Source organism: Erwinia sp. MMLR14_017 (assembly GCF_033657285.1).
Lineage (GTDB): Bacteria > Pseudomonadota > Gammaproteobacteria > Enterobacterales > Enterobacteriaceae > Erwinia.
Genome location: NZ_JAWVWP010000007.1, coordinates 50,203 through 76,301, shown reverse-complemented (window position 1 = coordinate 76,301; position 26,099 = coordinate 50,203). Strand labels below are relative to the sequence as shown.

The 26,099-nt window shown below is 56.1% G+C and carries 22 protein-coding genes; 10 read left to right on the top strand and 12 right to left on the bottom strand.

From position 1 onward, the window contains the following. Nucleotides 1-36 precede the first annotated feature (36 nt). Together SD961_RS13215 and SD961_RS13210 are read left to right on the top strand one after the other, a co-directional pair. Nucleotides 37-1,512, top strand: coding sequence for a DHA2 family efflux MFS transporter permease subunit (locus SD961_RS13215; protein ID WP_318790815.1), 1,476 nt, complete (start codon nt 37-39; stop codon nt 1,510-1,512). A 59-nt stretch (nt 1,513-1,571) separates the two neighbouring features. After that, nucleotides 1,572-2,486, top strand: coding sequence for an NmrA family NAD(P)-binding protein (locus SD961_RS13210; protein WP_318790814.1), 915 nt, complete (start codon nt 1,572-1,574; stop codon nt 2,484-2,486). 179 nt (nt 2,487-2,665) lie between these two features. Here the strand turns inward: SD961_RS13210 and SD961_RS13205 are convergent, their stop codons facing one another. After that, a complete protein-coding gene (locus SD961_RS13205) occupies nt 2,666-3,841 on the bottom strand; it encodes an MFS transporter (RefSeq protein WP_318790813.1) in 1,176 nt (391 codons plus the stop codon). Between the two features lie 621 nt (nt 3,842-4,462). Between SD961_RS13205 and SD961_RS13200 the strand changes: the two genes are divergently transcribed. From SD961_RS13200 to SD961_RS13175, 6 genes are all read left to right on the top strand, one after another. Then, complete coding sequence (locus tag SD961_RS13200) at nt 4,463-5,446, top strand: autoinducer 2 ABC transporter substrate-binding protein (RefSeq protein WP_318790812.1); 984 nt, start codon at nt 4,463-4,465, stop codon at nt 5,444-5,446. A gap of 63 nt (nt 5,447-5,509) precedes the next feature. Then, a complete protein-coding gene (locus tag SD961_RS13195; protein WP_318790811.1) occupies nt 5,510-7,003 on the top strand; it encodes a sugar ABC transporter ATP-binding protein in 1,494 nt (497 codons plus the stop codon). Continuing rightward, nucleotides 6,996-7,982 (top strand): ABC transporter permease, encoded by a 987-nt coding sequence (locus SD961_RS13190; protein WP_318790810.1) that lies wholly within the window; start codon nt 6,996-6,998, stop codon nt 7,980-7,982. Before SD961_RS13195 ends, SD961_RS13190 begins: the two co-directional genes overlap by 8 nt. Nucleotide 7,983: 1 nt before the next feature. Beyond that, complete coding sequence (locus SD961_RS13185; RefSeq protein WP_318790809.1) at nt 7,984-8,943, top strand: ABC transporter permease; 960 nt, start codon at nt 7,984-7,986, stop codon at nt 8,941-8,943. After that, on the top strand, nt 8,940-10,574 hold the full coding sequence (locus tag SD961_RS13180; RefSeq protein WP_318790808.1) for an FGGY-family carbohydrate kinase: 1,635 nt from the start codon (nt 8,940-8,942) through the stop codon (nt 10,572-10,574). The genes SD961_RS13185 and SD961_RS13180 overlap by 4 nt, the downstream gene beginning before the upstream one ends. An 89-nt stretch (nt 10,575-10,663) precedes the next feature. Then, nucleotides 10,664-11,269 carry an SIS domain-containing protein gene (locus tag SD961_RS13175; RefSeq protein ID WP_318790954.1) on the top strand — a complete coding sequence of 202 codons (606 nt, stop codon included), beginning with the start codon at nt 10,664-10,666 and terminating at the stop codon, nt 11,267-11,269. A gap of 79 nt (nt 11,270-11,348) precedes the next feature. Here the strand turns inward: SD961_RS13175 and fabB are convergent, their stop codons facing one another. After that, nucleotides 11,349-12,569, bottom strand: coding sequence for a beta-ketoacyl-ACP synthase I (fabB, locus tag SD961_RS13170; protein WP_318790807.1), 1,221 nt, complete (start codon nt 12,567-12,569; stop codon nt 11,349-11,351). 157 nt (nt 12,570-12,726) lie between these two features. Between fabB and mnmC the strand changes: the two genes are divergently transcribed. Beyond that, the gene (gene mnmC, locus SD961_RS13165; RefSeq protein ID WP_318790806.1) at nt 12,727-14,736 is read left to right on the top strand and encodes a bifunctional tRNA (5-methylaminomethyl-2-thiouridine)(34)-methyltransferase MnmD/FAD-dependent 5-carboxymethylaminomethyl-2-thiouridine(34) oxidoreductase MnmC; all 2,010 of its coding nucleotides are present in this window, start codon (nt 12,727-12,729) and stop codon (nt 14,734-14,736) included. Between the two features lie 390 nt (nt 14,737-15,126). Here mnmC and SD961_RS13160 read toward each other — a convergent pair whose 3' ends face one another. The 7 genes from SD961_RS13160 to prmB all read right to left on the bottom strand — a co-directional run bounded on the left by SD961_RS13160 (nt 15,127) and on the right by prmB (nt 21,182). Further along, entirely contained in the window at nt 15,127-16,065 is a 939-nt protein-coding gene (locus tag SD961_RS13160) for an Rpn family recombination-promoting nuclease/putative transposase (protein ID WP_412916682.1), read from the bottom strand. A 508-nt stretch (nt 16,066-16,573) separates the two neighbouring features. Then, nucleotides 16,574-16,855, bottom strand: coding sequence for a YfcL family protein (locus SD961_RS13155; RefSeq protein ID WP_318790804.1), 282 nt, complete (start codon nt 16,853-16,855; stop codon nt 16,574-16,576). A 28-nt stretch (nt 16,856-16,883) separates the two neighbouring features. Continuing rightward, nucleotides 16,884-17,429 (bottom strand): elongation factor P hydroxylase, encoded by a 546-nt coding sequence (locus SD961_RS13150; RefSeq protein ID WP_318790803.1) that lies wholly within the window; start codon nt 17,427-17,429, stop codon nt 16,884-16,886. A gap of 71 nt (nt 17,430-17,500) precedes the next feature. Next, nucleotides 17,501-18,304 (bottom strand): sulfite exporter TauE/SafE family protein, encoded by an 804-nt coding sequence (locus tag SD961_RS13145; RefSeq protein ID WP_318790802.1) that lies wholly within the window; start codon nt 18,302-18,304, stop codon nt 17,501-17,503. A 9-nt stretch (nt 18,305-18,313) separates the two neighbouring features. Continuing rightward, nucleotides 18,314-19,138 (bottom strand): penicillin-insensitive murein endopeptidase, encoded by an 825-nt coding sequence (gene mepA / locus SD961_RS13140; RefSeq protein WP_318790801.1) that lies wholly within the window; start codon nt 19,136-19,138, stop codon nt 18,314-18,316. A 4-nt stretch (nt 19,139-19,142) separates the two neighbouring features. Continuing rightward, nucleotides 19,143-20,228 carry a chorismate synthase gene (gene aroC / locus SD961_RS13135; protein ID WP_318790800.1) on the bottom strand — a complete coding sequence of 362 codons (1,086 nt, stop codon included), beginning with the start codon at nt 20,226-20,228 and terminating at the stop codon, nt 19,143-19,145. Nucleotides 20,229-20,249: 21 nt separating this feature from the next. Further along, nucleotides 20,250-21,182, bottom strand: a complete 933-nt coding sequence (prmB, locus tag SD961_RS13130; protein ID WP_318790799.1) for a 50S ribosomal protein L3 N(5)-glutamine methyltransferase — start codon at nt 21,180-21,182, stop codon at nt 20,250-20,252. A gap of 185 nt (nt 21,183-21,367) precedes the next feature. Here prmB and smrB point away from each other — a divergent pair, with 185 nt between their 5' ends. After that, entirely contained in the window at nt 21,368-21,919 is a 552-nt protein-coding gene (smrB, locus tag SD961_RS13125; protein ID WP_318790798.1) for an endonuclease SmrB, read from the top strand. Between the two features lie 40 nt (nt 21,920-21,959). Here smrB and sixA read toward each other — a convergent pair whose 3' ends face one another. The 3 genes from sixA to fadI form a co-directional block, all read right to left on the bottom strand. Then, nucleotides 21,960-22,442 (bottom strand): phosphohistidine phosphatase SixA, encoded by a 483-nt coding sequence (gene sixA / locus SD961_RS13120; RefSeq protein WP_318790797.1) that lies wholly within the window; start codon nt 22,440-22,442, stop codon nt 21,960-21,962. Nucleotides 22,443-22,612: 170 nt separating this feature from the next. Then, on the bottom strand, nt 22,613-24,772 hold the full coding sequence (gene fadJ / locus SD961_RS13115; protein WP_318790796.1) for a fatty acid oxidation complex subunit alpha FadJ: 2,160 nt from the start codon (nt 24,770-24,772) through the stop codon (nt 22,613-22,615). Further along, nucleotides 24,772-26,082, bottom strand: coding sequence for an acetyl-CoA C-acyltransferase FadI (gene fadI, locus SD961_RS13110; RefSeq protein ID WP_318790795.1), 1,311 nt, complete (start codon nt 26,080-26,082; stop codon nt 24,772-24,774). Before fadI ends, fadJ begins: the two co-directional genes overlap by 1 nt. Nucleotides 26,083-26,099: the final 17 nt, after the last annotated feature.

The following is a 26,099-nucleotide window of genomic DNA, read 5'->3' as shown; positions in this document are numbered from 1 at the left end:
CGTTGCTTCCAATTACCTCTGTAACAGGTACCAGACATGTCGTTTCCCGCAACCAGGCGTGCCCCGCTGCCTCCTTCTGCCGCTCGGGAGAAGCTGACACGTGAAGCCGTCGTGATCATTACGGTGCTCGTCATCTCAACCTTCACCGTGATCCTCAATGAGATGCTGATGGTGATCGCCCTGCCTCGTGTTATGGCGGATCTTGACCTTTCCGCCGCAACTGCGCAGTGGCTGACGACAGCATATATGCTGACGATGGCCGTTGTGATCCCGGCGACCGGGTTCCTGACCGAACGGTATCGGATGCGCACGGTCTTCACGTTGGCGATGTCGCTCTTCACGGCCGGGACCCTTGTCGCCGCCATTGCTCCCGGCTTCGACGTGCTGCTGGTCGGCCGCATCATTCAGGCGGTCGGCACTGCGATTGTGCTGCCGCTCTCCTACACTGCCGTCAGTACGCTGGTGCCGGAGACGCGCCGTGGTAGCGTGATGGCACTTATCACTGTCGCCGCATCCGCCGCGCCCTCAATCGGCCCGGTGGTCACAGGCGCAATTCTGTCGCGCCTCGACTGGCACTGGCTCTTCATCACGCTGTTGCCCATTGCCGTGAGCTCCCTGGTCATCGGGAACATCATGATTCGCGTGCCGGGTACCCCGCGGAAGGTAGGGCTGGACGCCCTTTCGGTAGTTCTCTCGGCGGTGGGGTTCGCCAGTGTCGTTTATGGCCTCGCGTCATTCGGAGAGGGTGCGGCGCAGGGAATAATTTCGCCCTGGCCTTCCCTTGGGCTGGGAGTGGCAGTGGTCGCGGTATTCCTTGCCCGACAGATCCAGCTGCAAAAGTCCGACCGCGCGCAACTTGATATGCGCCCGTTCAGGATCCGCACCTTCAGCGTCTGCGCCGCGGCGATGCTGTGCTTCATTACGGCCGGTTATGGCACTCTGGCCCTGATGCCCGTTATTCTCCAGGCGTCGTACGGGTTAACGCCTCTTCAGACAGGCCTCTTCATCATGCCCGGCGGGATCACCATCGCCATTACTTCCGCCTTTGTTGGGCGCATGTACCCTCGCGTCGGGCCGCGCCTGTTTGTCGTCACCGGCGCGATCATCATCGCTGTGGGACAATTTTACTTGTCCACCCTCGACCCTGGCACCCCCATCTGGTTGCTCCTCGGCACCTACCTCTTTATCGTCCTCGGACAGGCTCTTATGTGGACCCCACTGTTCACCGCCTCCCTTGGTGTTCTGAGTCCGCACCTTCTTCCCCATGGCAGCGCTATCTTAAACACGCTCCAGCAGCTGGTCGGGGCAGCGGGCATCGCCATCGCGTTCTCGGTCATGGGCACCGTCAGCGAGGGATACATCAAAGCTGGCGAACACGTTGCTTCCGCGATGGCGTACGGCTCGCAATGGACCTACCTCGTCTTTAGCGGCTTCGGGCTGGCAGCCCTCGTAGCCGCTCTCTTCCTGCCTCGCCAGGTCGCCTCTGCGAGCTCCACTGTGGCGACGCACTGACGTGACCCCTACACCCGCGCGGTCCATTCAAACCATTACATCATAATCGGAGAATATTTATGACGAACAATACCACTCCTCTCATCTTCCTTATGGGCACCACCGGCCAGACTGGCCGCCTGATTCTGGAGGATTTCGACCGAAACCCCGGTGACGTACGCATCCGCATCGGTGTACGCAAGCAGAAGGATCTGGAGCGGCTGCGCGCTGAGGGTCGCGACGCCGTTCTGTTCGACCTTGACAATCCCTTGACCTTTGCCGAAGCGCTCTGCGGCGTCGATCGCATGAACATCCTGACCGGCTATACCATCGCCATGACCCACCAGACCAAGACCGTGGTGGACGCGGCGAAGAAGGCGGGTGTGAAACACATCGTCAACCAGGGCGTCTTTGCTGCGGAAGACGCTACCGATTCGAAATATTGCTGGTTCGCGCTGGTCGAAGCCTATATCGAGGCCAGTGGCATCGCCTGGACGCACCTGCATCCCAACGTGTTTCTCGAAAACATGCTGAGCGTATCACAGCCTGTTGGCGGTACCTTCTCAGTATTCTGGGGCGAGCACCGGGTCGGCTACGTCGCACTCCACGATCTGGCCGCCGTAACCGCCAGGGTCCTGCGCGACGGCCCCGAACGCCATGCCTCAAAGGATTATTACCTCAGCACCGAAACCATGACCGGCCCGGAGCTGGCCACCGTATTCGGCGAAGTGCTCGACCGCACGATTCACTGCAATGTGCTCGAACCCTCAGAGATGGAGGCTCATTTCAAGCAAGGCACGGTGGAGGTTGAGGACTGGTATGCCCGCAGCTCGTTCGAGCTTCTGACGCAGTTCGCCGACGGTCGGATGGGATACATGGGCACCGTCAAGAATGATGTGCCCTATCTGCTGGGTAGACCGGCGATCGGGGTCCGCGCCTGGGCGGAGATGCACAAAGCGCAGTTGCTGGCATTCGTTGATAGTCCATCGACCTGAAGAATTTTCCGGCAGGGTCTGAGCAAAGCTACCCCTCTTCAGGGAAGAGGTTGGAACAATGAAAAAAATCCCCGCAGCTTAAGAGTTTAGCGGCCGTGAACGGCGGGGTTTTTTATCGCCGGACGGCCATGCAGCTGTCGGTCCGTCCACGACACGACACGACACGACACGCAGCATGATCACTGATGACGGGCGAAGTTTAAGATCACTGCAATCCCTGCGACTGCGCAGGCGGCACCCGCCAGATAGACCGAACCATACCCTGACGATGTGGCAAGAATACCGGTTAACGGACCGCTGGCACCGTAAGCAATATCCTGAAAGGCGGAGAATCCTCCCAGCGCCGTGCCGCGCACCTGTGGAGCGACACGTTTTACCACTTCCACCCCCAGTGCGGGGAAAACCAGTGAACAACCGGCGCCGGTCAGCGCGGCCCCGGCCAGCGCCATCCAGGCCGTGGCAGAAAATCCCAGCACCAGCAGCCCTGCTGCTTCAATGCTCAGCGAAATCAGAGCAACTCTGATGCCACCCAGACGGTCCGGCATCCAGCCAAACAGAATTCTCACTACCACAAAAGCGATGCCAAACGCCGTTAAGGCAAAACCCGCATTGCCCCACTGCTGGCTGGCAAAATAGAGCGTGGTGAAAGTGCCAATCACGGCGAAGCCCACGCCCTGCAATGCCAGGCCGAATCCGGGAGAGAGGATCTGCCCCACCACCGACCATAATGACGGGCGTTCGCCGCCGTGGGTGGGCACTGGTTTGACCCAGAAATTAAACAGCAAAGCGATCGCTGGCAGGATCATGGTGGCAATGCCCATCAGCATAAATCCTCCCTGACTGTGCAACATCAGGCCAAGCGGCGCACCGGCCGCCAGCGCACCATAAATCGCCATGCCGTTCCAGGACATCACCTTGCCGGAACGCTTTGGCCCCACCAGCCCCAGGCCCCAGGTGAGATTTCCTGTCAGCAGTTGGCTTTCGCCAAAACCGAGCAGCAACCGCCCCACCACCAACAGCGCAAATTTACCCATCACCGGCAGCGGAAGGAGAGCAGCCAGCACATAGGCCAGCCCCACCAGCGTACAGGCGAGCATGCCCTGCATCACCGAGCGTTTGGCACCGCGCTGGTCGGCCAGTCTGCCGGCATAGCCTCGCGTCAGTAGCGTCGCGAAGAACTGGATACCAACGGCAATGCCCACCATGACGTTATTCAGCCCTAACTCCTGATGTACAAAGAGCGGGATCACCGGCAGAGCAAGCCCTGCGGTCAGATAAGTAAGAAAAACGGCAAAAGAGATGCTGGCCAGCGAGGTTCCGGGGCTGGTCGAACGGTCAGTGAAGGTGGTCGGCATGGATATCCTTGTTATTACGTAATGGCGCGCTTCGCCCGCACATCCATCATTGCTGTAGCACTGTCAGAAGCACGCTGATTAACATCAAACGCTTACGCAACATCGTGACGACGTTGAAGGGAGAAACTTTCCGTAAAATTGTGGAGCAAAGGCTCTCCACCGTCAATTGCCACAAAAAACGCTCTGTAACCCGTTTACGGGGTAAAACAACCATAAAAGCTGCTAAATGCTGCGAGTATCTCAACATATCTGGGATCTCTCTCGCAGTTTCAATAAAGAATTTCTCACATAGCGGCTTTATTGAGGCTTTTTGTCTGCTGTAACGGCAACGCCCGAGATAAATGTTATCAAAATATCTTCAATTGCTTATATTTTAACAAAATAAAAACATTTATATGACGTAACATTCCTACATGATTTGCATTTTTAACTATTTATTAACCATATAGATGAATTTTTATAACATAAAAAGTCACCCGTCACACTTCTGTCGGAAACCCGCCTGCTCTGGCGAAAGTGATTGCTATCTTGCTTGCGTAGTGAAAATCACCTTGGGTCACTATAAGCCTGCAACATGCAGGCAATAAAACGAATACTCCGCCCCTACAGAAAGGTATTGCTATGAAATTCAACGTCGCATTATGTGCAGGTTTGGTTTCTGCCTGCATGCTGTTCACAACACCCTCTTATTCAGCAGAAAAATATGATATCGCCGTGGTGGCAAAAGTGACAGGTATCCCGTGGTTTACCCGAATGGAAGTCGGGGTAAAAGAAGCAGCCGCCAGGCTTGACGTTAATGCCTACCAGGTTGGCGGCTCCACCCCCGATCCGGCTCAGCAGGTCAAAGTGATTGAAGATCTGATCGCTAAAAAAGTCGACGCCATTATTGTGGTACCCAACGATGCCAAAGTGCTTGAGCCGGTGCTGAAGAAAGCTCGCGAGCAGGGCATCGTAGTGCTGTCGCATGAATCACCAGACCAGCAGATTGGCCAGTGGGATGTCGAAACCATCGACAGCCAGAAGTACGCTGAAAAGAACATGGATGAGCTGGCCAGCGCCATGGGCGGTAAAGGGGGCTACGCCATTTATGTCGGCTCGCTGACCGTGCCGCTGCACAACGCCTGGGCCGATGCGGCTATCAAATATCAGAAAGAGAAGTACCCGGAGATGAAGGAAGTAACCTCGCGTCTGCCGGTAGCTGAAAGTATCGATAAATCCTACGCTACCACGCTGGATCTGATGCGTACCTATCCTGACCTGAAAGGCATTATCGGTTTTGGTTCACTCGGCCCGATTGGCGCCGGTCAGGCGGTGAAAAGTAAACGCGCTAAAAACAAAATTGCCGTCGTAGGCATCGCGATGCCTGCTCAGGCTGCGCCTTATCTGGCCTCTGGCGATATCAAAAAAGCGCTGCTGTGGGACCCGAAAGACGCCGGTTTTGCGCTGGTCAGCCTGGCCGACCAGCTGCTTCAGGGCAAACAGGTCAACAGCGATCTGACCATCGATGGAGTGGGCAAGGCGGATGTGGATATGAAAACGCATGTGATCCGCTTTAACCGCATTCTGGAAGTCACCAAAGATAACGCCAAAACGCTCGGTTTTTAGTGGCTGGATCCTGCCGGTCGACGGCTGACCGGCATTCAGGCCGCTTCCAGGGGTAGCTATTCTATGTCGCAAACGTTTCTCTCTCTTGAAAACATCAGTAAATCCTTTCCCGGTGTCAGAGCGCTGGATAACGTCAGCCTGACCCTGAAAAAAGGGGAAGTCCACTGCCTTGCCGGGCAGAATGGCTGCGGGAAAAGCACGCTAATCAAAGTGATTTCCGGCGTTTATCAGCCTGACAAAGGGTCGCACCTTGGCATTGATGGCAAGCTGTTCAGCCATCTCTCCCCTTCGCTCTCCGCTTTTTATGGCGTACAGGTGATTTATCAGGATCTGTCGCTGTTTCCAAATCTCACCGTCGCGGAGAATATCGCCGTACACCGCTATCTGCCCGGCGGAGGTTTCTGGGTAAAACGCAGCGCCATGCGCAAACTGGCGCTCGACACGCTCCAGCGCATCGGCGTCACGCTCGATCCCGACAGAAAAGTGGAAAAGCTCTCCATTGCCGATCGTCAGCTGGTTGCCATCTGTCGGGCGCTGGCGGCGGATGCCAGCCTTGTGATTATGGATGAACCCACCGCCTCGCTGACGCGCCATGAAGTGAACGGGTTGCTGCGGGTCGTTAATGAGCTGAAGGCTGCGGGGATCTGTGTGGTCTTTGTCAGCCACAAGCTGGATGAAGTGATGGAGGTTGCAGACCGGATAAGCGTGATGCGCGATGGCAAGCTGGTGGGCACCTTCCCAGCCAGCGAGCTGAACAGCGATGAGCTGTCGTTCCTGATGACCGGACAGCGTTTTACCTTCAGCCATCTCCCGGCGCGCGCGGACAAAAGTGAAACGCCGCTGTTAGAAGTACATAACCTTTCTCGTAAAGGGGAGTATCACTCAGTGAACCTCAGCCTGAGACGGGGTGAAATCACCTCTATCGTTGGTCTGCTGGGTGCAGGGCGTACCGAACTTTGTCTCTCGCTGTTTGGCATGACTCAGCCGGACAGCGGCGGCATCAGCATTGAAGGCAAAGAGGTGCGCCTGAAGAGCAATCGTGACGCCATTCGTCACGGAATTGCCTATGTCTCTGAAGATCGCCAGACCCAGGGACTGGTGATGCAGCAGTCCATTTTTGACAATTTGCTGGTGCCGGTATTTAACCGTATTCGTAGCCGTGCCGGCTTGCTCGACAGACGCAAAGCTCGTCATCAGGTAGCCACGCTGATCCACGATCTTAATATCAAGGTGTCGGACAGCCAGCTCCCCGTACAGACGCTTTCCGGCGGCAACGCCCAGCGCGTCGCTATTGCCAAATGGGTTCCCGCCCAGCCTAAAGTCCTGATCCTGGACTCCCCCACCGTCGGAGTCGATATTGCTAACAAAGAGGGGATCTATCGCATTGCCCGCGATCTCGCCGAATCTGGCATGGCAGTGTTGATGATATGCGATGAAATTCCCGAGGCGTATTACAACAGCCATCGCGTGCTGGTGATGCGCAAAGGAGAGCTGGTGGCCAGCTTTGCCCCTCATCAGTGTCAGCAGGAAGAGATTGCCGGAGTGGTGAATGAATAACAAATTGCGTCATCTTATTACCCATCACGAGTTCTGGCTGGGGATGTTAATCCTGCTGCTTGCGGCAGGGCTGAGCCTGCGTACCAGCGAGTTTCTGACCCTTGGCAATCTCACAGATGTTGCTACCAGCTACGCCATTTTGGGCATTCTGGCCTGCGGTCTGTTTGTGGTGCTGATTGCCGGCGGCATTGATATCTCTTTTCCGGCGATGACCGCTATCGCCCAGTATGTGATGGCCAGCACGATGCTGGCTCATGGCGGCAATTTCCTGCTGGTCTTCGCTATTGCCATGGCCTGCGGATTAATCCTTGGCCTGATCAACGGTGCCCTGGTCTATTTTCTGCGCGTACCGGCGATCATTATTACCATAGCCACGCTAAATCTGTTCTATGGACTGCTGGTCTGGTTCACCAACGGCACCTGGCTTTATGGTTTTCCCGACTGGTTTATGAACGGCATTAACTGGCTCTCCTTCACCGCCGCCGACGGCTATGAATATGGCCTGACCCTTCCCCTGCTCTGCCTGCTGGCGGTATTTGTGCTGACCGGCATCCTGATGCGTTACACCCGTCTGGGCAGACAGATTTATGCCATGGGCGGCAGCCGGGAATCTGCTTCGCGGCTGGGAATGAACCTGCTGACGCTGCACTTCTACGTTTACGGCTATATGGGCCTGCTGGCGGGCGTTGCGGCGGTGGTACAGGCGCAGACCACACAGTCGGTGGCGCCTAACTCGCTGGTCGGATATGAACTTACGGTGCTGGCCGCCGTGGTACTGGGCGGCACCAGCATGACCGGTGGCCGCGGGTCGCTGGTGGGTACGCTGCTGGGGGTGCTACTGCTCGCTTTCCTGCAAAACGGGCTGACGCTGCTGGCGGTCTCCTCCTACTGGCATATGGTGTTTAGCGGGCTGATTATTCTGGTCAGCGTCAGCGCCACAGCCTGGAATGAAAAACGCAAACTGGCGAAGGGGATATAGCATGAACACCTTAAGTACTCTCTTACCCGGCGACCGGATCATCCGCCTGCAGCTGCTGATGATTGTTATTGTGCTGGCGCTGTTCTCGCTCACGTTGGGCGGCCGCTTCTTCAGCGCCGGTAATTTTCAGTCGATAGCGACCCAGCTTCCCGTAATGGGCCTGCTGGCGCTGGGTATGGGGCTGACCATGCTCACCGGCGGGATTAACCTGTCGATTATTGCCAGCGCCAACGCCTGCTCGCTGCTGATGGGTGCAATTATCGTTGCGCATCCCGATCAGCCGCTGTTCCTGCTGCTGGCCCTGATCGCCGGTGCGCTGCTGGCTGTGGTGATCGGTACGCTGAACGGCCTGCTGATTGCGGTTATTGGCGTCTCCCCCATTCTTGCCACGCTCGGCACCATGACGTTGATCGCCGGACTGAACATCCTGCTTTCCAACGGCGCGGTGATTTCAGGTTTCCCCCCGCTGATTCAGTTTCTGGGCAATGGCGATCTGTTTGGCGTGCCCTTTGCCCTGCTGCTGTTTCTGCTGGTGGCTTTTGCCCTGTGGGTCTTGCTGGAACAGACCACGCTGGGACGCAGCATTTATCTGCTGGGGTCGAACGAGCAGGCTACCCGCTTCAGCGGCGTTAACACGGCCAGGGTGCAGATCACGGTTTATATCTTCTCGGCTCTGCTGAGCTGGGGCGCAGCGCTGCTGATGATGTCAATGTTCAACTCCGCCAAGGCGGGCTATGGCGAGTCCTGGCTGCTGGTGACCATTCTGGCTTCGGTGCTGGGCGGCATCAACCCGGAAGGGGGATTTGGCCGGGTCATTGGCATGGTGCTGGCGCTTATCGTGCTGCAAATGCTGGAGAGTGGATTGAATTTGCTGGGGGTAAGCAGCTATCTCACGATGGCGCTTTGGGGCGGTGTGCTTATCCTGTTTATCGCGTTACAGAATCGCAGAGGCCGACAATGACAAGTTATTATCTGGGTGTGGATGTAGGAACCGGTAGCGCGAGGGCAGGTATTTTCGACCTTAAGGGAAGAATGATGGGTCAGGCCAGCCGCGAAATCGCGCTGTTTCGCCCGCAGGCAGATTTTGTTGAGCAATCTTCCGACAATATCTGGCAGGCGGTATGTCAGGCCGTACGCGATGCTGTTAATCAGAGCAACATCAATCCCGTGCAGATTAAAGGCATCGGCTTTGATGCCACCTGCTCGCTGGTGGTGCTGGATAAAGAGGGTAAACCGCTGACGGTCAGCCCTTCCGGCCGCAGCGAGCAGAATATTATCGTCTGGATGGATCATCGTGCTATTTCTCAGGCGGAACGCATTAACGCAACGAAACATCGGGTGTTGGATTACGTCGGCGGCGTGATCTCACCAGAGATGCAAACGCCAAAGCTGTTATGGCTGAAGCAGCATATGCCTAACAGCTGGCAGAATATCGGCCACCTGTTTGATCTGCCCGACTTCCTTACCTGGCGCGCAACTCAGGATGAGACCCGCTCGCTCTGCTCACTGGCATGCAAATGGACCTATATGGGCCATGAAAACCGCTGGGATGAGAGCTATTTCCGCCAGATTGGGCTGGAAGATTTGCTTGAGCACGACGCTGCTAAAATCGGGCGCGAAGTAAAAACGATGGGCGAACCTCTGGGCCACGGACTGACGCAGCGCGCTGCCAGCGAAATGGGATTATTGCCCGGCACCGCAGTCAGCGTCTCGATCATTGATGCTCATGCAGGCAGCCTGGGCACGCTTGGCGCTGCCGGGGCATCCGGTGAGCATGCGGACTTTGACCGCCGGATCGCGTTAATCGGCGGCACGTCCACCGGCCATATGGCTATTTCCAAAGAGCCACGCTTTATTAAGGGCGTCTGGGGCCCCTACTTTTCCGCTATTTTGCCCGATCTCTGGCTAAATGAGGGTGGGCAGTCAGCCACCGGTGCGCTGATTGACCATATGATCCAGTCGCACCCCTGTTATGCCACGCTGCGCGATCAGGGCAAAGCCCAGGGGAAAACGATTTACGAAGTGCTGAACGATCGGCTGCGGAAAATGGCGGGGGAGCCGGAAAAGATCGCCTTTCTGACCCGCGATATTCATATGCTCCCCTACTTCCACGGCAACCGTTCGCCCCGCGCTAATCCGAACCTTACCGGTATTCTGACTGGTCTTAAGCTCTCACGTACGCCGGAAGATATGGCGTTGCACTATCTGGCTACCGTTCAGGCTATCGCGCTGGGTGCACGGCATATTATCGAAACCATGAACCAGACGGGTTACAGCATCGACACGATTATGGCCAGCGGCGGCGGCACAAAAAACCCTGTCTTTGTGCAGGAACACGCCAACGCCACTGGCTGCGCCATGCTGCTGCCGGAAGAGAGCGAAGCGATGCTTCTGGGCAGCGCCATGATGGGCACCGTGGCCGCAGGCGTCTACGAATCATTGCCCGAAGCGATGAATGCCATGAGCCGCATTGGCAAAACCGTCACCCCGCAAACCAATGAAATAAAACGGTTCTATGACCAGAAATACCAGGTTTTCCGTGAAATGTATCACGACCATATGAAGTATCGCCAGATGATGCAGGAGGCGTGATGGGAAAGGAACACGAAGTTGCTCCAGGCAATGCCGGAAGCCTGAAGGCGAAGGAACATGAAGTCACCTCAGAGAATGCCGCAAGCACGATGCAGCAGGAAGAGCAAGCCTGGCAACAGGCGCAGCAAGGCTGGCACACCTGGAGCCAGACGCTGGCGGTGCTGGATACGCAGGTAGATCGCCAGCAGTGGCAGGCGGTGCTGGCGCTTATCGCCGGATGCCGGGGCAAAATCGCGGTAACCGGCGTTGGCACTTCCGGGATCGCGGCGCGGAAAATTGCCCATATGCTGGCCTGCATCGAGCAACCTGCAATCTGGCTCAGTGCGGCAGATGCGGCACATGGCGACAGCGGTTTTCTTCGCCCCGAGGATCTGCTGATTATGCTTTCACGCGGCGGCAACTCTGACGAGCTGACGCGGCTGCTTCCCACGGTTAAGGCCAAAGGGACAAAGCTGATTTGTGTTACCGAAAATCCCGACTCTGCGCTGGCCAGAAGCGCAGACCAGCTGTTGCTGACGCCACGGGTTGAGGAGATTGACCCGCTGAAGATGCTGGCAACCACCTCCATTATGGTGGTGCTGGCGCTGTTTGACGGCATGATCGCGGGGCTGATGAGTGAGAGCGGCTTTGGTAAAGAGCAGCTGCTGGCTGTCCATCCGGGGGGAAACGTAGGGAAAACGCTGCGGGGTGAGTGATTTATAGCAGCTGTTTATGCGATGCAAACAAAAACGCCCGCTGAAACAGCGGGCGTTTTTACGTTGTGGTGAGCCGCGATTACAGCTTACGCATCACCAGCGTGGCGTTGGTCCCGCCAAAGCCAAAGCTGTTGGACATCACGGTCTTCAGCTTCTGCTCGGTAGGTTTGGTCACGATGTTCAGGCCCTCTGCCGCCGGGTCCAGCTCATCAATATTGATGCTTGGCGCGATGAAACCGTGCTCCAACATCAGCAGCGAGTAGATAGCTTCCTGTACGCCTGCCGCACCCAGCGAGTGACCGGTCATAGCTTTGGTAGCAGACATCGCAGGCATAGTGTCGCTGAACACTTCACGGATTGCACCCAGCTCCTTCACATCGCCCACTGGCGTAGAGGTACCGTGAGTGTTCAGGTAATCGATTGGGGTATCAACGTCAGCCATAGCCAGACGCATGCAGCGCATTGCGCCTTCGCCAGAAGGGGCAACCATATCCGCACCGTCAGAAGTTGCGCCATAGCCCACCACTTCTGCATAGATGTGTGCACCGCGAGCCAGCGCGTGTTCCAGTTCCTCAACAACTACCATGCCGCCGCCGCCAGCGATAACAAAACCGTCACGGTTGGTATCGTAAGTACGGGACGCTTTTTCCGGCGTTTCGTTGTACTTGGTAGAGAGCGCGCCCATGGCGTCAAACTCACAGGACATTTCCCAGCACAGCTCTTCACCGCCGCCAGCAAACACCACATCCTGTTTGCCCAGCTGAATCTGTTCAACCGCGTTACCGATGCAGTGAGCAGAGGTGGCGCACGCCGAGCTGATGGAGTAGTTCACACCGTGAATTTTAAACGGTGTGGCCAGACAGGCTGATACGCCAGACGCCATCGCTTTGGTCACCATATAAGGACCCACGCCGCGCAGCCCTTTGGCACGCATGCCGTCAACGCTGGCTGCCTGGTAGAAAGGCGAGCCGCCGCCGGAACCGGCAACCAGACCCACACGCGGGTTGTTCTGGTACTGCTCTTCGGTCAGACCGGAGTCTTTTACTGCTTCCAGCATAGAGATGTAAGCATAAATGGACGCATCACTCATAAAACGCAGCACTTTGCGGTCGATGAGGCTGGAAATTTCGTCTTTAGAAAGTTTGACGTTACCCCAGACGTGACTACGCATGCCGGAATCTTTCAGCTCCTGAGCGAAAGTGATGCCTGAGCGTCCCTCACGCAGAGAAGCCAGGACTTCCTCTTGGTTATTACCAATGCTGGAAACGATACCCAAGCCAGTAATCACTGCACGTTTCATTCAATACCTCATTCACTGCTTATATTAGGATTCGACACGCACTTTAGCTTACAGTTGTACGCCGAACAAGTCCGATCAGCGTTTAACTTTTGTAAATTTGCGTGGGCCAGCTCACACCGTTACAATCGCGGCACCGCCTGATAACTGAGCTTTTACCTTGAAAACCACTCCAATCGAGCATGCTGAATTAAGCTGGAACGATCAGGGTACACCTGTATCCCGAGCCTTTGGCGACGTCTATTTCTCAAACGAGAGCGGGCTGGAAGAGACGCGCCATGTGTTCCTGGGCGGTAATCAGCTGCCCGATCGTTTCGCTCATCATTCGCGCGATCTTTTTATTGCCGCCGAGACAGGTTTTGGGACAGGTCTTAATTTTTTAACGCTGTGGCAGGCGTTCGATCGCTACCTAAAAACTCAGCCAGAAGCGAGGTTACAGCGTTTACACTTTATCAGCTGTGAGAAATATCCTTTAAGCGTCACCGATTTAGCCAGCGCCCATGCCAGCTGGCCTGAGCTGGCTGACTATGCGGCCAGACTGCGCGAGCAGTGGCCGGTTGCCCTGCCCGGCTGTCATCGCCTGCTGCTGGCAGGGGGCCGCATCACGCTTGACCTCTGGTTTGGTGATATTAACCAGCTAATCCCTGGTTTTGATGACACTCTGCAACAGCAGGTGGATGCCTGGTTCCTGGATGGCTTTGCGCCGTCGAAGAACCCCGATATGTGGACACCAGAGCTGTTTAGCTGCATGGCCCGCCTTGCCCGTAAGGGCGCCACCTTTGCCACGTTTACTGCGGCAGGCTTTGTTCGCAGGGGTTTACAGGCGGCCGGATTTAACGTGGTGCGCAGCAAAGGATTTGGCCCTAAACGCGAAATGCTCTGCGGCACGCTGGACGAGGCGCTTCCCGCTGCCGATCGTCTGCCGTGGTACTCACGTCCCGCTGCCAGAGATGACGATATCGCCATCATCGGCGGCGGCATTGCCAGCGCTCTTCTCTCTCTGGCGCTGCTGCGTCGGGGCAAAAAAGTCACGCTCTATTGTGCCGATCCCCTTCCCGCTCAGGGCGCTTCCGGCAACCGACAGGGCGCGCTCTATCCGTTGCTTAATCAGCACGACCCGGCGCTGGCACGCTTTTTCCCCAGCGCCTTCACCTTTGCCCGCCGGTTATATGACAGCCTGCCCGTGGATTTTGACCATGACTGGTGCGGCGTCACGCAGTTGGGTTGGGATGAGAAAAGCCGTGAGAAAATCGCTAAGCTTTTAACTATGGGGCTGCCCGAAGTGATTGCTAAAGAGGTTCCAACCGCAGAGGCTGAAGCGTTGTGCGGCGTTGAAACCGGCTGTGGCGGCATCACTTATCCGCTGGGCGGCTGGCTTTCCCCCGGCGAGTTAACGTCAGCACTGTTGGCGCTGGCCTGTCAGCAAGGGCTGAGCGTTTACTGGGAACATCAGCTGATATCCCTTCATAGTGAGGAGGAGAGCTGGCAGCTCCGGTTCAGCCAGCAGCCAACACGGCGCCACGGCAACGTGGTACTGGCAACCGGCCACACGCTGGCTTCCTTTGAACAGAGTGAAAACCTGCCGGCCTATGCGGTGAGCGGCCAGGTCACCCATATTCCCACCACAGCGGCGCTCAGCAGACTCAGGCAGGTGCTCTGTTACGATGGCTATCTGACACCCGCTAACCCCGTTAATCAGCATCACTGTATTGGTGCCAGCTATCACCGCGCCGATACTTCAACGGCATACCGGGAAGGAGATCAGCAGGAAAATCGCGAGCGCCTGATCCGCTGCCTGCCTGAGGCAGACTGGCCGAAGGAGGTAGACGTCAGCGCAGGCGAGGCCCGCAGCGGTGTCCGCTGCGCCAGCCGCGATCATCTGCCGATGTTTGGCCCGCTGCCCGACTATCAACGGACGCTGGAAACCTATGCGGATTTAGCGCAAAAAAGGGAGCAGGCCCCCCCGGCCCCCCTCTATCCGGGACTCTTCGTGCTGGGCGCGTTGGGATCTCGCGGTCTGTGCAGTGGCCCGCTGGCGGCAGAAGTGCTGGCCGCAGAGATGTGTGGTGAGCCGATCCCCCTGGATGCCGATACGCTGGGCGCAATGCACCCTAATCGTTACTGGATAAGAAAGTTGCTGAAGGGAAAAGCGGTGAAGACATCCCTTTGAAAGGGAAGCGGCTGACAGAGAAAGCCGTGAACCCATGGGCTGCTATGAACGAAAAGCAGACATTATGCTGTGTTCATTAAAAATATCTCTGCTGAGTCGCTGGTCTTTCAGTCCGGCCCCGTAGTCCGGGACTTGAGCTGGTTGACGTTTATACTTACCCGTGCCGGTTTCGGTCTGACGTCGCCTTATCCCTGGGTGCAACTGGCCACGCTTCGATGGAGCTTTTGAGGATGATGGCCGACAACTCTTAATCCGCTGTGGCACGGCTGACGACAATGTGGGCGGTCTGGCGAAGTTATTTAATATTCTGGCAGGCTGAACCTGACCAGGATGTCGTCCTGCATGAACTGTATGTGCTGACGGTCAGACAGGGAGCGTCTGAAAAGGAAGTTAGTGGCGAATCTGTGCCAAATCGTCTTCAGTAAGACCAGTCATTTTCATGATGGTGTTGCAATCAAGGCCGTTCTGCAGCATGGTTCGGGCTACTTCAAGTTTGCCTTCGAGTTTACCTTTCTCAACGCCACGTTGTTCTCCAAGCTGGATACCCTTCTCGATACCCTTCTCGATACCCTTCTCTTCAAGTTGTTGTGCGATGGACATAAGTGCGTCTCCGTGTTGCGGCACACGCTGTGCCAGCTCGTGAACAAAGGCTTCGGCGTCTGAGGTTTCGCCAGCCTGTACAATATAGTGTACCAGTGATACTACCTGTGATGAAGAAAGATATCCGGCCAGTAAAATAGGCACCAGCCTGTCCACCAGTTCTGCCAGGTCCCGCTGATGAATATGTTTCTGCAGCAGGGTCAGGGCGGCCATACTGCGATGACCTGCGATTTCGTCATCCGGAATGACGGTAACATCGACCAGCGGGAAAGCAGTGCTGTAGAGCCTGCCTGCCAGTTCCGGATCGTCAAACTCATCCAGCCATCGGGTGGAGTAGGGATACGGGCTGCGCTTACCGGTATAGAACAGCACCGGTATTACCAGTGGTAATTTTTTATGGCCTGCCTCCAGATGGCGCTGCATGGCGGCCACCGCATAGCGGATCAGGCGAAATGCCATATGTTTATCTGGCGTTGACTGGTGTTCGATCAGTACATGAATGTAACCGTCACCGGCTGAAGTTTTCAGGCTGTAGAGCACGTCGCTGAAATACTGACGGAGGTCATCCTCGACGAAAGAGCCGGACTCCAGCTTCAGTGTGTTGAGATCGCAGATGGCACGCAGTTCTGCGGGGAGGTGAAGTTCCATGAAATCACGGGCAATATCCGGCTGCGTCAGAAACTGCCGGAACATGGCATCGTGGGGTGTGGAAATGCTGCTTTTCTTCATCATCAGTCCGGGTTTCGAAAAATGACCCGGATAGGTTACCACAGCCGCCAGAACGCTGGTATTGACCGAGAGTTGTATTACTACTCCTTACGCCATGTAATGTCTTACTCTCCTGAAATCAGGACAATAGCTAAATTCAGTAATGCTACTTCTGGAGCAAATGGCTATGAGTATTGCTGGCTGTGATTCGAATACATTTGCAACCAGGCTTAATGAAGTGCTTACGCTCAGCGTACCTGTCAGAACACCAGAGAAGCTGTTTGGCAGAGAAAGGCAGCTCGAGCCGGCACTTCATTCTCCCGGCCGTCAGCGTATCGTTGAAAGTGGATTTGAGCATTTCGGACTTGAGATCTCCTCAGAGATATCTGACCGGATTTGCACGCTGAGTGACGAATTTCCGTACTATGTCAGATCACTCTGCAAGGAACCCCTGGGCTTAACAGGCTTGATGAGGGAAAGGCTGAAAGAGGCTGATGAAGAAGCCAGGCGGCACGGTGGCCGCCCGGTCTCAGACTGGTTTACGGGCCTGCAGGAAGAGATTATCCCACATGCCGATCACCAGCGCCTGATCGCGCGGCGACAGCTCACCGGCGTGAATGGCGTTTTGCAGGCTCTGTTGCACCTGAATCTGCAGTGCTTCCGGGGTATGTTCCCCCTTCTGTTCAATCTCGGCCACCGCCAGCGTCAGATGCCCGCGCAGATAGCCGCTGGCAAAGAGTTCGTCGTCGCTGGCGCTTTCCACCATATCGTCGATCAGAGCCAGAATACGCGCCTCAAATTCATCGATCATACCATTCCTTATCCATTCTTCCCCGCGGTTACAGATCTTCCGGCCAGGGAAACTGTGCCGCCGTTAACGGGGGTGTTGAGTAATACGAGCAGAGTTCGGTAACAAAACGGGCTGGACGGGCTGGCAGGCCCTTCTCCAGATGCATCATTACCTGAGCATGGACTTTCCGCTGAAACGCGATGCGATCCGGTTCACAATCTCCATTGAGATTGTCACAACTTACATTGAAGGGAAACCCTGCCGCAACACAAAACATCCACTCCAGCGACTGCGGTTTCACTTCCACCGCTTCAAACTGATTCTGAGTCATGGCATCCCGCCCGTCCGGGCAGTACCAGTAGCCAAAATCGATCTGTTTACGCCGCTCGCTGCCTGCGATACACCAGTGTGAAATTTCGTGCAGTGCGCTGGCATAGTAGCCGTGAGCAAAGATTACGCGGTGATAGTCAACCTGCTCATCAGCAGGAAGATAGATCGGTTCGTCGTCGCCTTTAATCAGGCGTGTCTGAAAATCATGAAAAAAGCAGCGGTCAAAAATCTCAATCAGCTGCGAATAGTGATGGGTCTCGTTCATTTTTCTTCTGAAACTCTGAATTGAATTAACACGCTGCACCAGATCCGGGCAGTTCCCTCTGCCATTCGCCTTCAGCTAAACAGCTGATGGCACCATGCGGCGATGGCCGCGCCGTGGCTCTCATAGAGCAATTTGGCGCTCATTACCGCAGAGACAATCACTACCATCGGACGGATCAGCGTCTGGCCACGGCTCAGCACCATGCGGGCGCCCAGACGTGCGCCGCAAATAGCCCCCACCAGCATCACCAGCCCGGTACCCCATACCACTTTGCCGCCAAACATAAAGAACAGCAGGCCGCCTAAGTTGGAGGTAAAATTGAGCACTTTGGCATGCGCGGTCGATTTCGCCAGGTTATAGCCGCACAGAGTAACAAAAGCGAGCGCATAGAACGAACCCGCGCCGGGGCCAAAGAAGCCGTCGTAAAAGCCCACGCAGCCGCCCGCAACCAGCGCAAACGGCAGCCCATGCAGACGGCGCTGGCGGTCTTCCTCGCCAATTTTAGGCATCAGCAGAAAATAGAGGCCTATCGCAATCAGCAGCACTGGCAGGATCTGGCGCAGCAGCTCCGCCCGGATATGCTGGATCAGGATTGCGCCGATTATCGCGCCAATAAACGTCATCGCAATATTGAGCTTCTGTTCGCTCAGGTTGACCGCTTTCCTGCGCACAAAATAGAGGCTCGCTGAGAACGAGCCGCCCACTGACTGCAATTTGTTGGTGGCAATAGCCTGCGCCGGGGAGAGACCCACGGACATCAGCGCAGGAACGGTGAGTAATCCACCGCCTCCGGCGATAGAATCAATAAATCCGGCCAGCATAGCCACAAAGAACAGCAGCCCAACCAGCAGGGGGCTGATGACAAACCAATCCATCTTCGGTTCCTAAAGCAGATGTTTATCCAGTAATGCCTGACAGGAAGGCGGCAACGGCGGCGGCTCACGCTTCACCGGTGTACCCGTGCCTGGTTTTGGCGGCAGGAACCAGCTTTGCAGCTCGGCACCACAGCCGTCTCCGGCAGGCGGCACAGGCTGATCCTGGCACTCCAGACTGCCAACGGGACAGCGCAGGCGGACGTGCATATGCGCCCGATGTCCAAACCAAGGACGCACTTTACGCAGCCAGTCACGATCGGCCCCTGCATCTTCACAAAGCTGCTTTTTAATTGCAGGATTAACGAAGATCCGTGTTACTTCCTCATCTTTAGCTGCAAGTTTAATCAGGCTGTCTATCTCCGGCTGCCAGTGGCGCGCCACCACATTTTTACCGTTTGCGGCCACCAGATCCAGCGGCTGCGGCTTGAGTAACATCTGCGAGGTCCAGCGCGTTTTCGGCAGCTGGAGCCAGATATCGACATCCAGCCCCGACTGGTGGCTGGCGTGACCGCTGCTGAAGCGCCCGCCCGCCGCCATACCCATATCGCCAATCAGCACTTCACCCAGCTGCAGGTTATGCACCTGGGTGCTGAGACGCTGAATAAACAGGATCAGATCAGGATGACCATAATAACGGCGCTGATCCTGCCGCATCACCTGGTAATCAGGAGAGTTAAGCGGCAGCGCCTGCGCGCCAACGATACAGCCGTTGGCAAACTGGCCAATCGACTGTGGCGAACCGCTAATCGGCTGGCGAATGGATTGCCATGGCGTGGCCGCCAGAGTGGCGGTAGTGACCAGCAGAGCACAAAGCGCAAACAGCGTCTTTTTCATTCGGTTACCAGCGAGGAATATCCGTGTGCACATCAGCATTCTGAGCACGCTGACGCAATAAATGATCCATCAATACGATCGCCATCATCGCCTCGGCGATCGGCACCGCGCGGATCCCTACGCAGGGATCGTGGCGGCCTTTGGTGATCATCTCCACTTCTTCTCCGAAGCGGTTGATGGTTTTGCCCGGCACGGTAATGCTGGAGGTGGGCTTCATCGCCAGAGTTGCCAGGATCGGCTGCCCGCTGCTGATGCCGCCTAAAATGCCGCCCGCATGATTGCTCTGGAAGCCATCCGCACGGATCTCATCACGATGCTGACTGCCACGCTGGCTGACCACGGCGAAGCCGTCACCAATCTCCACCCCTTTCACCGCATTGATGCTCATCAGCGCATGGGCCAGATCCGCATCCAGACGGTCAAACACCGGCTCACCCAAGCCTGTGGGCACGTTTTCTGCCATAACAGAGACTTTGGCACCAATAGAGTCGCCCTCTTTTTTGAGCGCGCGCATCAGCTCATCCAGCGCCTCGATTTTATCCGGATCGGGGCAGAAGAAGGGGTTTTGCTCGACCTGAGCCCACTCTTTCAGCTCGCAGGCGACATCGCCAATCTGCGCCAGATAGCCGCGCACTTTGATGCCATGTTTCAGCGCCAGATATTTTTTTGCAATAGCCCCCGCCGCGACGCGCATCGCTGTTTCACGGGCTGAAGAACGCCCGCCGCCACGGTAGTCGCGCAGGCCATATTTCTGCTCGTAGGTGTAATCAGCATGACCGGGACGGAATACATCCTTGATTTCACTGTAATCCTGCGAACGCTGGTCGGTATTTTCAATCAGCAAGCCAATGCTGGTGCCGGTGGTGACGCCTTCAAACACGCCCGATAAAATTTTCACCTGATCCGGTTCACGGCGCTGAGTGGTATAGCGAGACGTGCCCGGACGGCGGCGATCCAGATCGTGCTGCAAATCAGCTTCCGTCAGCGGAATGCCGGGCGGCACGCCATCAACAATACAGCCAAGCGCCAGTCCGTGAGACTCCCCGAAGGTGGTGACGCGGAAGAGTTGTCCAATCGTGTTACCGGCCATGATGTCCTCTTAATATTTTTATTAATCTTTATAGATGCTGAAGTGGTGCCGGGCGTCAACAATCTGCTGACGGGTCAACATAAAGACGCCGTCGCCGCCGTTTTCAAATTCCAGCCAGGTAAAAGGCACGTCCGGGTAGTGATCCATCATATGCACCATGCTGTTGCCCACTTCACAAATTAACACACCCTGTTCTGTCAGGTAGTCCGGCGCATTAGCCAGAATACGGCGGGCCAGTTTCAGACCATCGCTCCCGGCGGCCAGACCCAGTTCTGGTTCGTGGCGGAATTCGCCCGGCAAATCACCCATATCTTCCTCATCCACATAAGGCGGATTGGTGACAATCAGGTCATAAGGGGTTTTTGGCAACTCGCGGAACAGGTCGGCGCGGATTGGCGTTACCTGGTGCGTAAGGCCATGAGCTTCAATGTTTTGCTCCGTCACCGCCAGCGCATCGGTAGAGATATCCACCGCATCCACTTCGGCCTCCGGGAAGGCGTAAGCGCAGGCGATAGCGATACAGCCGCTGCCGGTACACATATCCAGAATATGCGTCGGATCACCGGAGATCAGCCCGGCGAACCGGTCGTTGATCAGCTCACCAATTGGCGAACGTGGGACCAGCACCCGCTCGTCAACGTAAAACTCGTGACCACAGAACCAGGCTTTGTTAGTGAGGTAAGAGACCGGAATACGTTCATTGATGCGGCGAATAACACGTTCAACAATGCGGTGACGCTCGCTGGAGGTCAGCCTTGCCGTGCGCATATCTTCCGGGATATCCAGCGGCAGATAGAGGGTGGGCAATACCAGCTGCACGGCTTCATCCCAGGGATTATCGGTGCCGTGACCATACCAGAGATCGGCTGCGGAAAAGCGGCTGACTGACCAGCGCAGCATATCCTGAATGGTGTGCAGCTCACTGACTGCCTCATCAACGAAAATTTTGTCCAATGTGCCCTCCAACAGGCCAAACTCAACTCGGCAGCTAGTTTGCCATGAAGCGGACCATAATTCAGCGCGGCGGCGTGAAAAAGCTGACTTTTGTTTTTTGCCTTAACAACTCAAGGTAGACTGTGGTCAGAAAAGACGACGCTGCGGGACATTTTGCGCCCGAAAACCCGGATGATGAGAATTTAATGAGTAAAAAACAGCCCCTCAGCGCCGAAGACCAGGCCTTGTTTCGTGGATTAATGACCGGCACCCGCAAGCTGGCGCAGGACACCATCGTGCATAAACCGCTGCGGAAGAAAATTTCTGAAGTTCCACAAAAAAAGCTGCTCTCTGAGCAGATGGATGCCAGCCACTATTTTTCTGATGAATTTCAGCCGCTGCTGGCTGAAGAAGGTCCCATGCGTTACGTGCGCAGTGACGTCAGTCATTACGAACTCAAAAAGCTGCGACGCGGCGATTACACGCCGGAGATTTTTCTCGATTTGCACGGATTAACGCAAAGGCAGGCGAAAGCGGAACTGGGTGCGCTGATTGCAGCATGTCGCCGCGAGCACATTTTTTGCGCCAGCGTAATGCATGGTCATGGCAAACATGTACTGAAACAGCAGACGCCTTTATGGCTGGCCCAGCATCCCATGGTGATGGCATTTCATCAGGCGCCAAAGCTCTTTGGCGGCGATGCAGCCCTGCTGGTATTGATTGAGATAGAGGAGTGGTTGCCGCCTGAACTGCCCTGAAGCAGACGACTCAGGGCCGGAAGGAACCGGCCCTGGAGAGTTACATGGCTTTAGCCAGTTTTGACGGGCTAACCTGCCATTCCAGTTTGCCGCTGCTGCTGTCAGCATTAAAATCGATGCTGGCAATGGCCGAGGTGGCAAACATGGGCGGTGATTCCTGGGGGCAAAGCTCGGAAACCAGATAGCCCACCAGAGGCAGGTGAGAGATGACCAGTACTGAAGCCACGCCTTCCTTCGCCAGCACCTGCAGATAGCTGGCAACTAATGCCGGGTCACCACCGGGCGTCAGTTCGGACAGAATATCCTGTCCCTCCGGCAACGTCAGTCCTTCACGCACCGTAGACAGCGTCTGTTCAGCACGTAAATAGGGGCTGACCAGCACACGTTCAATATTCACTGCCTGGCCGTTGAGCCAGTTCGCCATCTGGCGTGATTCATTACATCCGCAATGAGTCAGAGGTCTTACAGAATCACTAGCCGCATCTAGGGCAGCATCGCCGTGACGCATAATGAAAACTTGCATAATGCACCGCTGTTGTTAAACATAAACGCCGGAAAACAGAACTTCCCGACTCTTCATTCAGTGAATGAACGCTGTGTTGTACCCTAAGGCCGGAAGTTAAGTCAACCGATTGTTTACAAATTGAGCGCTTTACGGAACAGTGCCAAAGCGCCCCCTTTCACAGGGTAAATCTAACCCCCTGAATCGGCATGGCTATTCAGCTTACTCTCCGTTTTGTAAAAGGTTTCTTCTGAACTGGCCCGCTTTAATAAAGCCTCGCACGGGGTAAAGCGTTCGCCATAAGACTCCTTCAGCCGCTCTAATGTGTTAACGACAGCAGCGGCCCCTGTTCTGTCCATATAGTGGAAAGGGCCGCCGAGGAAAGGAGGAAAACCGATGCCAAATACAGCACCAATGTCGCCATCCCTCGCACAGCGAATAACGCCTTCATCCAGCGTTCTTGCCGCCTCATTCAGCATCATCATCACGCAACGTTCGGCAAGGGATTGAGCGCTGAGATGCGTTTTTGGCGTCAGGTTTAACAAGGTATAAATTTCCGCATCCACCGCTTTTCTTTTGCCGAGGGTTTTACGTCTGTACTGATAAAATCCCCGGCCATTTTTGCGCCCTTTACGCCCATCTTTTAGTACCGCATCCAACTGGTCAGGCGCTCTGAAACGTTCGCCCCAGGCGCTTTCAAGGACGGGAAGAATATGAGTACCAATATCGATACCCACTTCATCCAGTAACTGTATTGGCCCTACAGGAAAACCGAAATTTTCCAGCGCACGGTCAATCGCCTCTACCGGTTCGCCCTCCAGCAGACAGCGCATCGCTTCATTTATATAAGGCGCCAGAATGCGATTGACATAAAAACCCGCACGGTCGGCCACCACAATGGGCGTTTTTCCCTGTTTCTTCGCCAGTGCTACTGTGGTGGCGACAGTTTCTGACGAGGTGCCTGCATGGGGGATCACTTCTACCAACGGCATCTTGTCTACCGGACTGAAGTAGTGCAACCCGATGACGTTTTCAGGCCGCTGAGCCTTTGCTGCAATATCGGCAATGGGTAAGGAAGAGGTATTGGAAGCAAAGAGCGTCCGGGCTGAGGTATTCGCCTCCACTTCTGCCACCATCTTCTGCTTCAGCGCCAGCTCTTCAAAGACCGCTTCGATAATAATATCCCGGTGATGGAAGCCCTGAAAATCGGTGCCGCCACCTATCATGGCCATCTGCCGCTGGCGTTCGGCGGGACGGATATGCCGACGCTGCACACTTTTGCTCAGCAGATCCCAGCTGTATTTCATCGCATGGTTAATGCCTTCGGGGGTGATATCTTTAATGCGCACCGGCAATTTGCCACGCGTGGCGGTGACATAAGCAATTCCTCCGCCCATCAGCCCTCCTCCCAGTATGCCGACCGACTTCACCTCGCGGGGTTTGGCCTCTGCCCCCCACTCTTTTTTCATTTCCGTGGTGGCAAAAAAGAGGCTGCGCAACGCGGCCGATTGTGGCGTCATCGCCAGTTGACCAAAGGCTTTCGCCTCTTCGCCATAGCCAATCAGACTCCCCTGTTGCAGACCCGTCCGCACAACAGAAAGAATTTTCCGCGTTGCCGGATAGTTGCCCCTGGTTTTGGCTTCCGTCTTTTTACCTGCCAGCGAAAAGAGCAAGGCTCTGCCTGCTGGCGCACTGAACAGGCGCTCGCGCAGGGGCAAAGCTTTAGGTGTTTTACGTCCTTTTAACGCCATCTTTACCGCAGTTTCCAACAGGATTGTTTGCGGCACGGCGTCATCCACCAGCCCCAATTTCAACGCCTGCTTAGCCCGCAACGTTTTACCTGTCAGGATCATCTCCAGCGCCTGCGAGACACCAATCAGCTTTGGCAGGCGTTGTGTGCCCCCCGAGCCCGGCAGCAGGCCAAGCTGGACTTCCGGCAGCCCCAGTCGGGTTTTGTCATCCAGCGTGCAGACGCGCTGATTACAGGCCAGCGCCAGCTCCAGCCCGCCGCCGAGACAGGCTCCATGGATGGCGGCCACAACCGGCACCGCCAGAGAGGCAATCTCAGACATCACCTTTTGCCCTTCAAGCGCCAGCGCTTCCGCCTCCTTAGCCGTTTTGCAGCGGTCAATCATCGAGATATCTGCCCCGGCAATAAACGAATCGGGTTTACCGGATATCAGCACCAGCCCGGCAAGGTGGGGATTGCTGCGTGCTTCGCTAATCACTTCCCGAATCTGCGCGGCAAATTCAGCTTTCAGCGTGTTCATCTTCTCGCCTGGCACATCGATAGTAATGACGCCAACGTTATCCAGTCGCATGGTCAGCCCAAAGGCTTTGCCGTTTTCCATTATTCCGCCTCCAGTACCATTGCTGCCCCTAACCCACCCGCCGCACAGGCGGTGACCAGCCCAAGACCGCCACCGCGACGTCGCAACTCGTTCAGCGTCTGCGTGATCATTCTGGCCCCCGTGGCGGCAAAAGGATGCCCATAGGCGATAGAGCCTCCCAGCACGTTGAATTTTTCCTGATCTACCTCACCCAGCGCATGGGGACGATTTAACACTTCACGAGCGAAACGCTCATCAGCAAACACCTTAAGATTCGCCAGCGTCTGGGCGGCAAAGGCCTCGTGCATATCAATCAGCGTCAGATCTCCGAGGGTGATCCCTGCCCTGTCCAGCGCTATTGGCGAAGCGTAGGAGGGGCCAAGCAGCATGTCCTGCCAGACATCAGTGGCGGTAAAGGCGTAGCTGCGCAGATAGCCAAGCGGCACCAGCCCCAGCTCACGCGCGCGCGATTCCGTCATCAGCACCACGGCGGCAGCACCATCTGTCAACGGCGTACTGTTGGCAGCCGTTACCGTACCGTGCTGGCGGTCAAAAGCGGGACGAAGGCGGGAGTACTCTTCCAGAGAGGAGTTAAGACGGACGTTATTGTCCTTCGCAAAGGGTTTAAGCCAGGGCGGCACAAAAGCAGTCATCACCTCCGCCTCCAGCCGCCCCTCTTCCCAGGCTCTGGCGGCGCGCTGATGTGAGCGGTGGGCCAGAGCATCCTGCTGTTCGCGGCTGATGCCGTGGCTTTTCGCCATCTGCTCTGCGGTATCGCCCATGCGTAAGCCGGTGGAGTATTCCGCCACGGCAGGTGGCACAGGAAGCAGGTCACGTGGGCGTAACCCGCTGAACAATTTCATTTTTTGTGAAAATGTTTTGGCTTTATTAAGGTCGACAAGAACCCTGCCCAGCTTTTTACTTACGCCAATGGGCAACACGGAAGAGGAATCTGCGCCTCCGGCGATGCCTGCCTGAACAGTGCCAGCCAGCAGGCTTTCCGCTACGTTAGCTATCGCCTGAAAACTGGTCGCGCAGGCCCGGCTGACGCTGTAGGCATCGGTCTGTACGTTAAGCCCGCTTCCCAGCACAATCTCCCTGGCGATGTTCGGCGCTTCCGGCATCTGCACCACCTGGCCGAAAACCAGCTGCTCAATCACCTCCGGCGGCAGTTCGCTCCGCGCCATCAGCTCACTGACCACCATTCTGCCCAACTCAACAGCAGGGACGCCATGTAAAGCTGTAGCCTGACGGGCAAACGGGGTACGGAGTCCATGTGTAATCGCGATGCGTTCGCCCTGACGCGTCAGCAAAGGAAGTGCCTTGCTCATTCTGATCACCCTTGAAA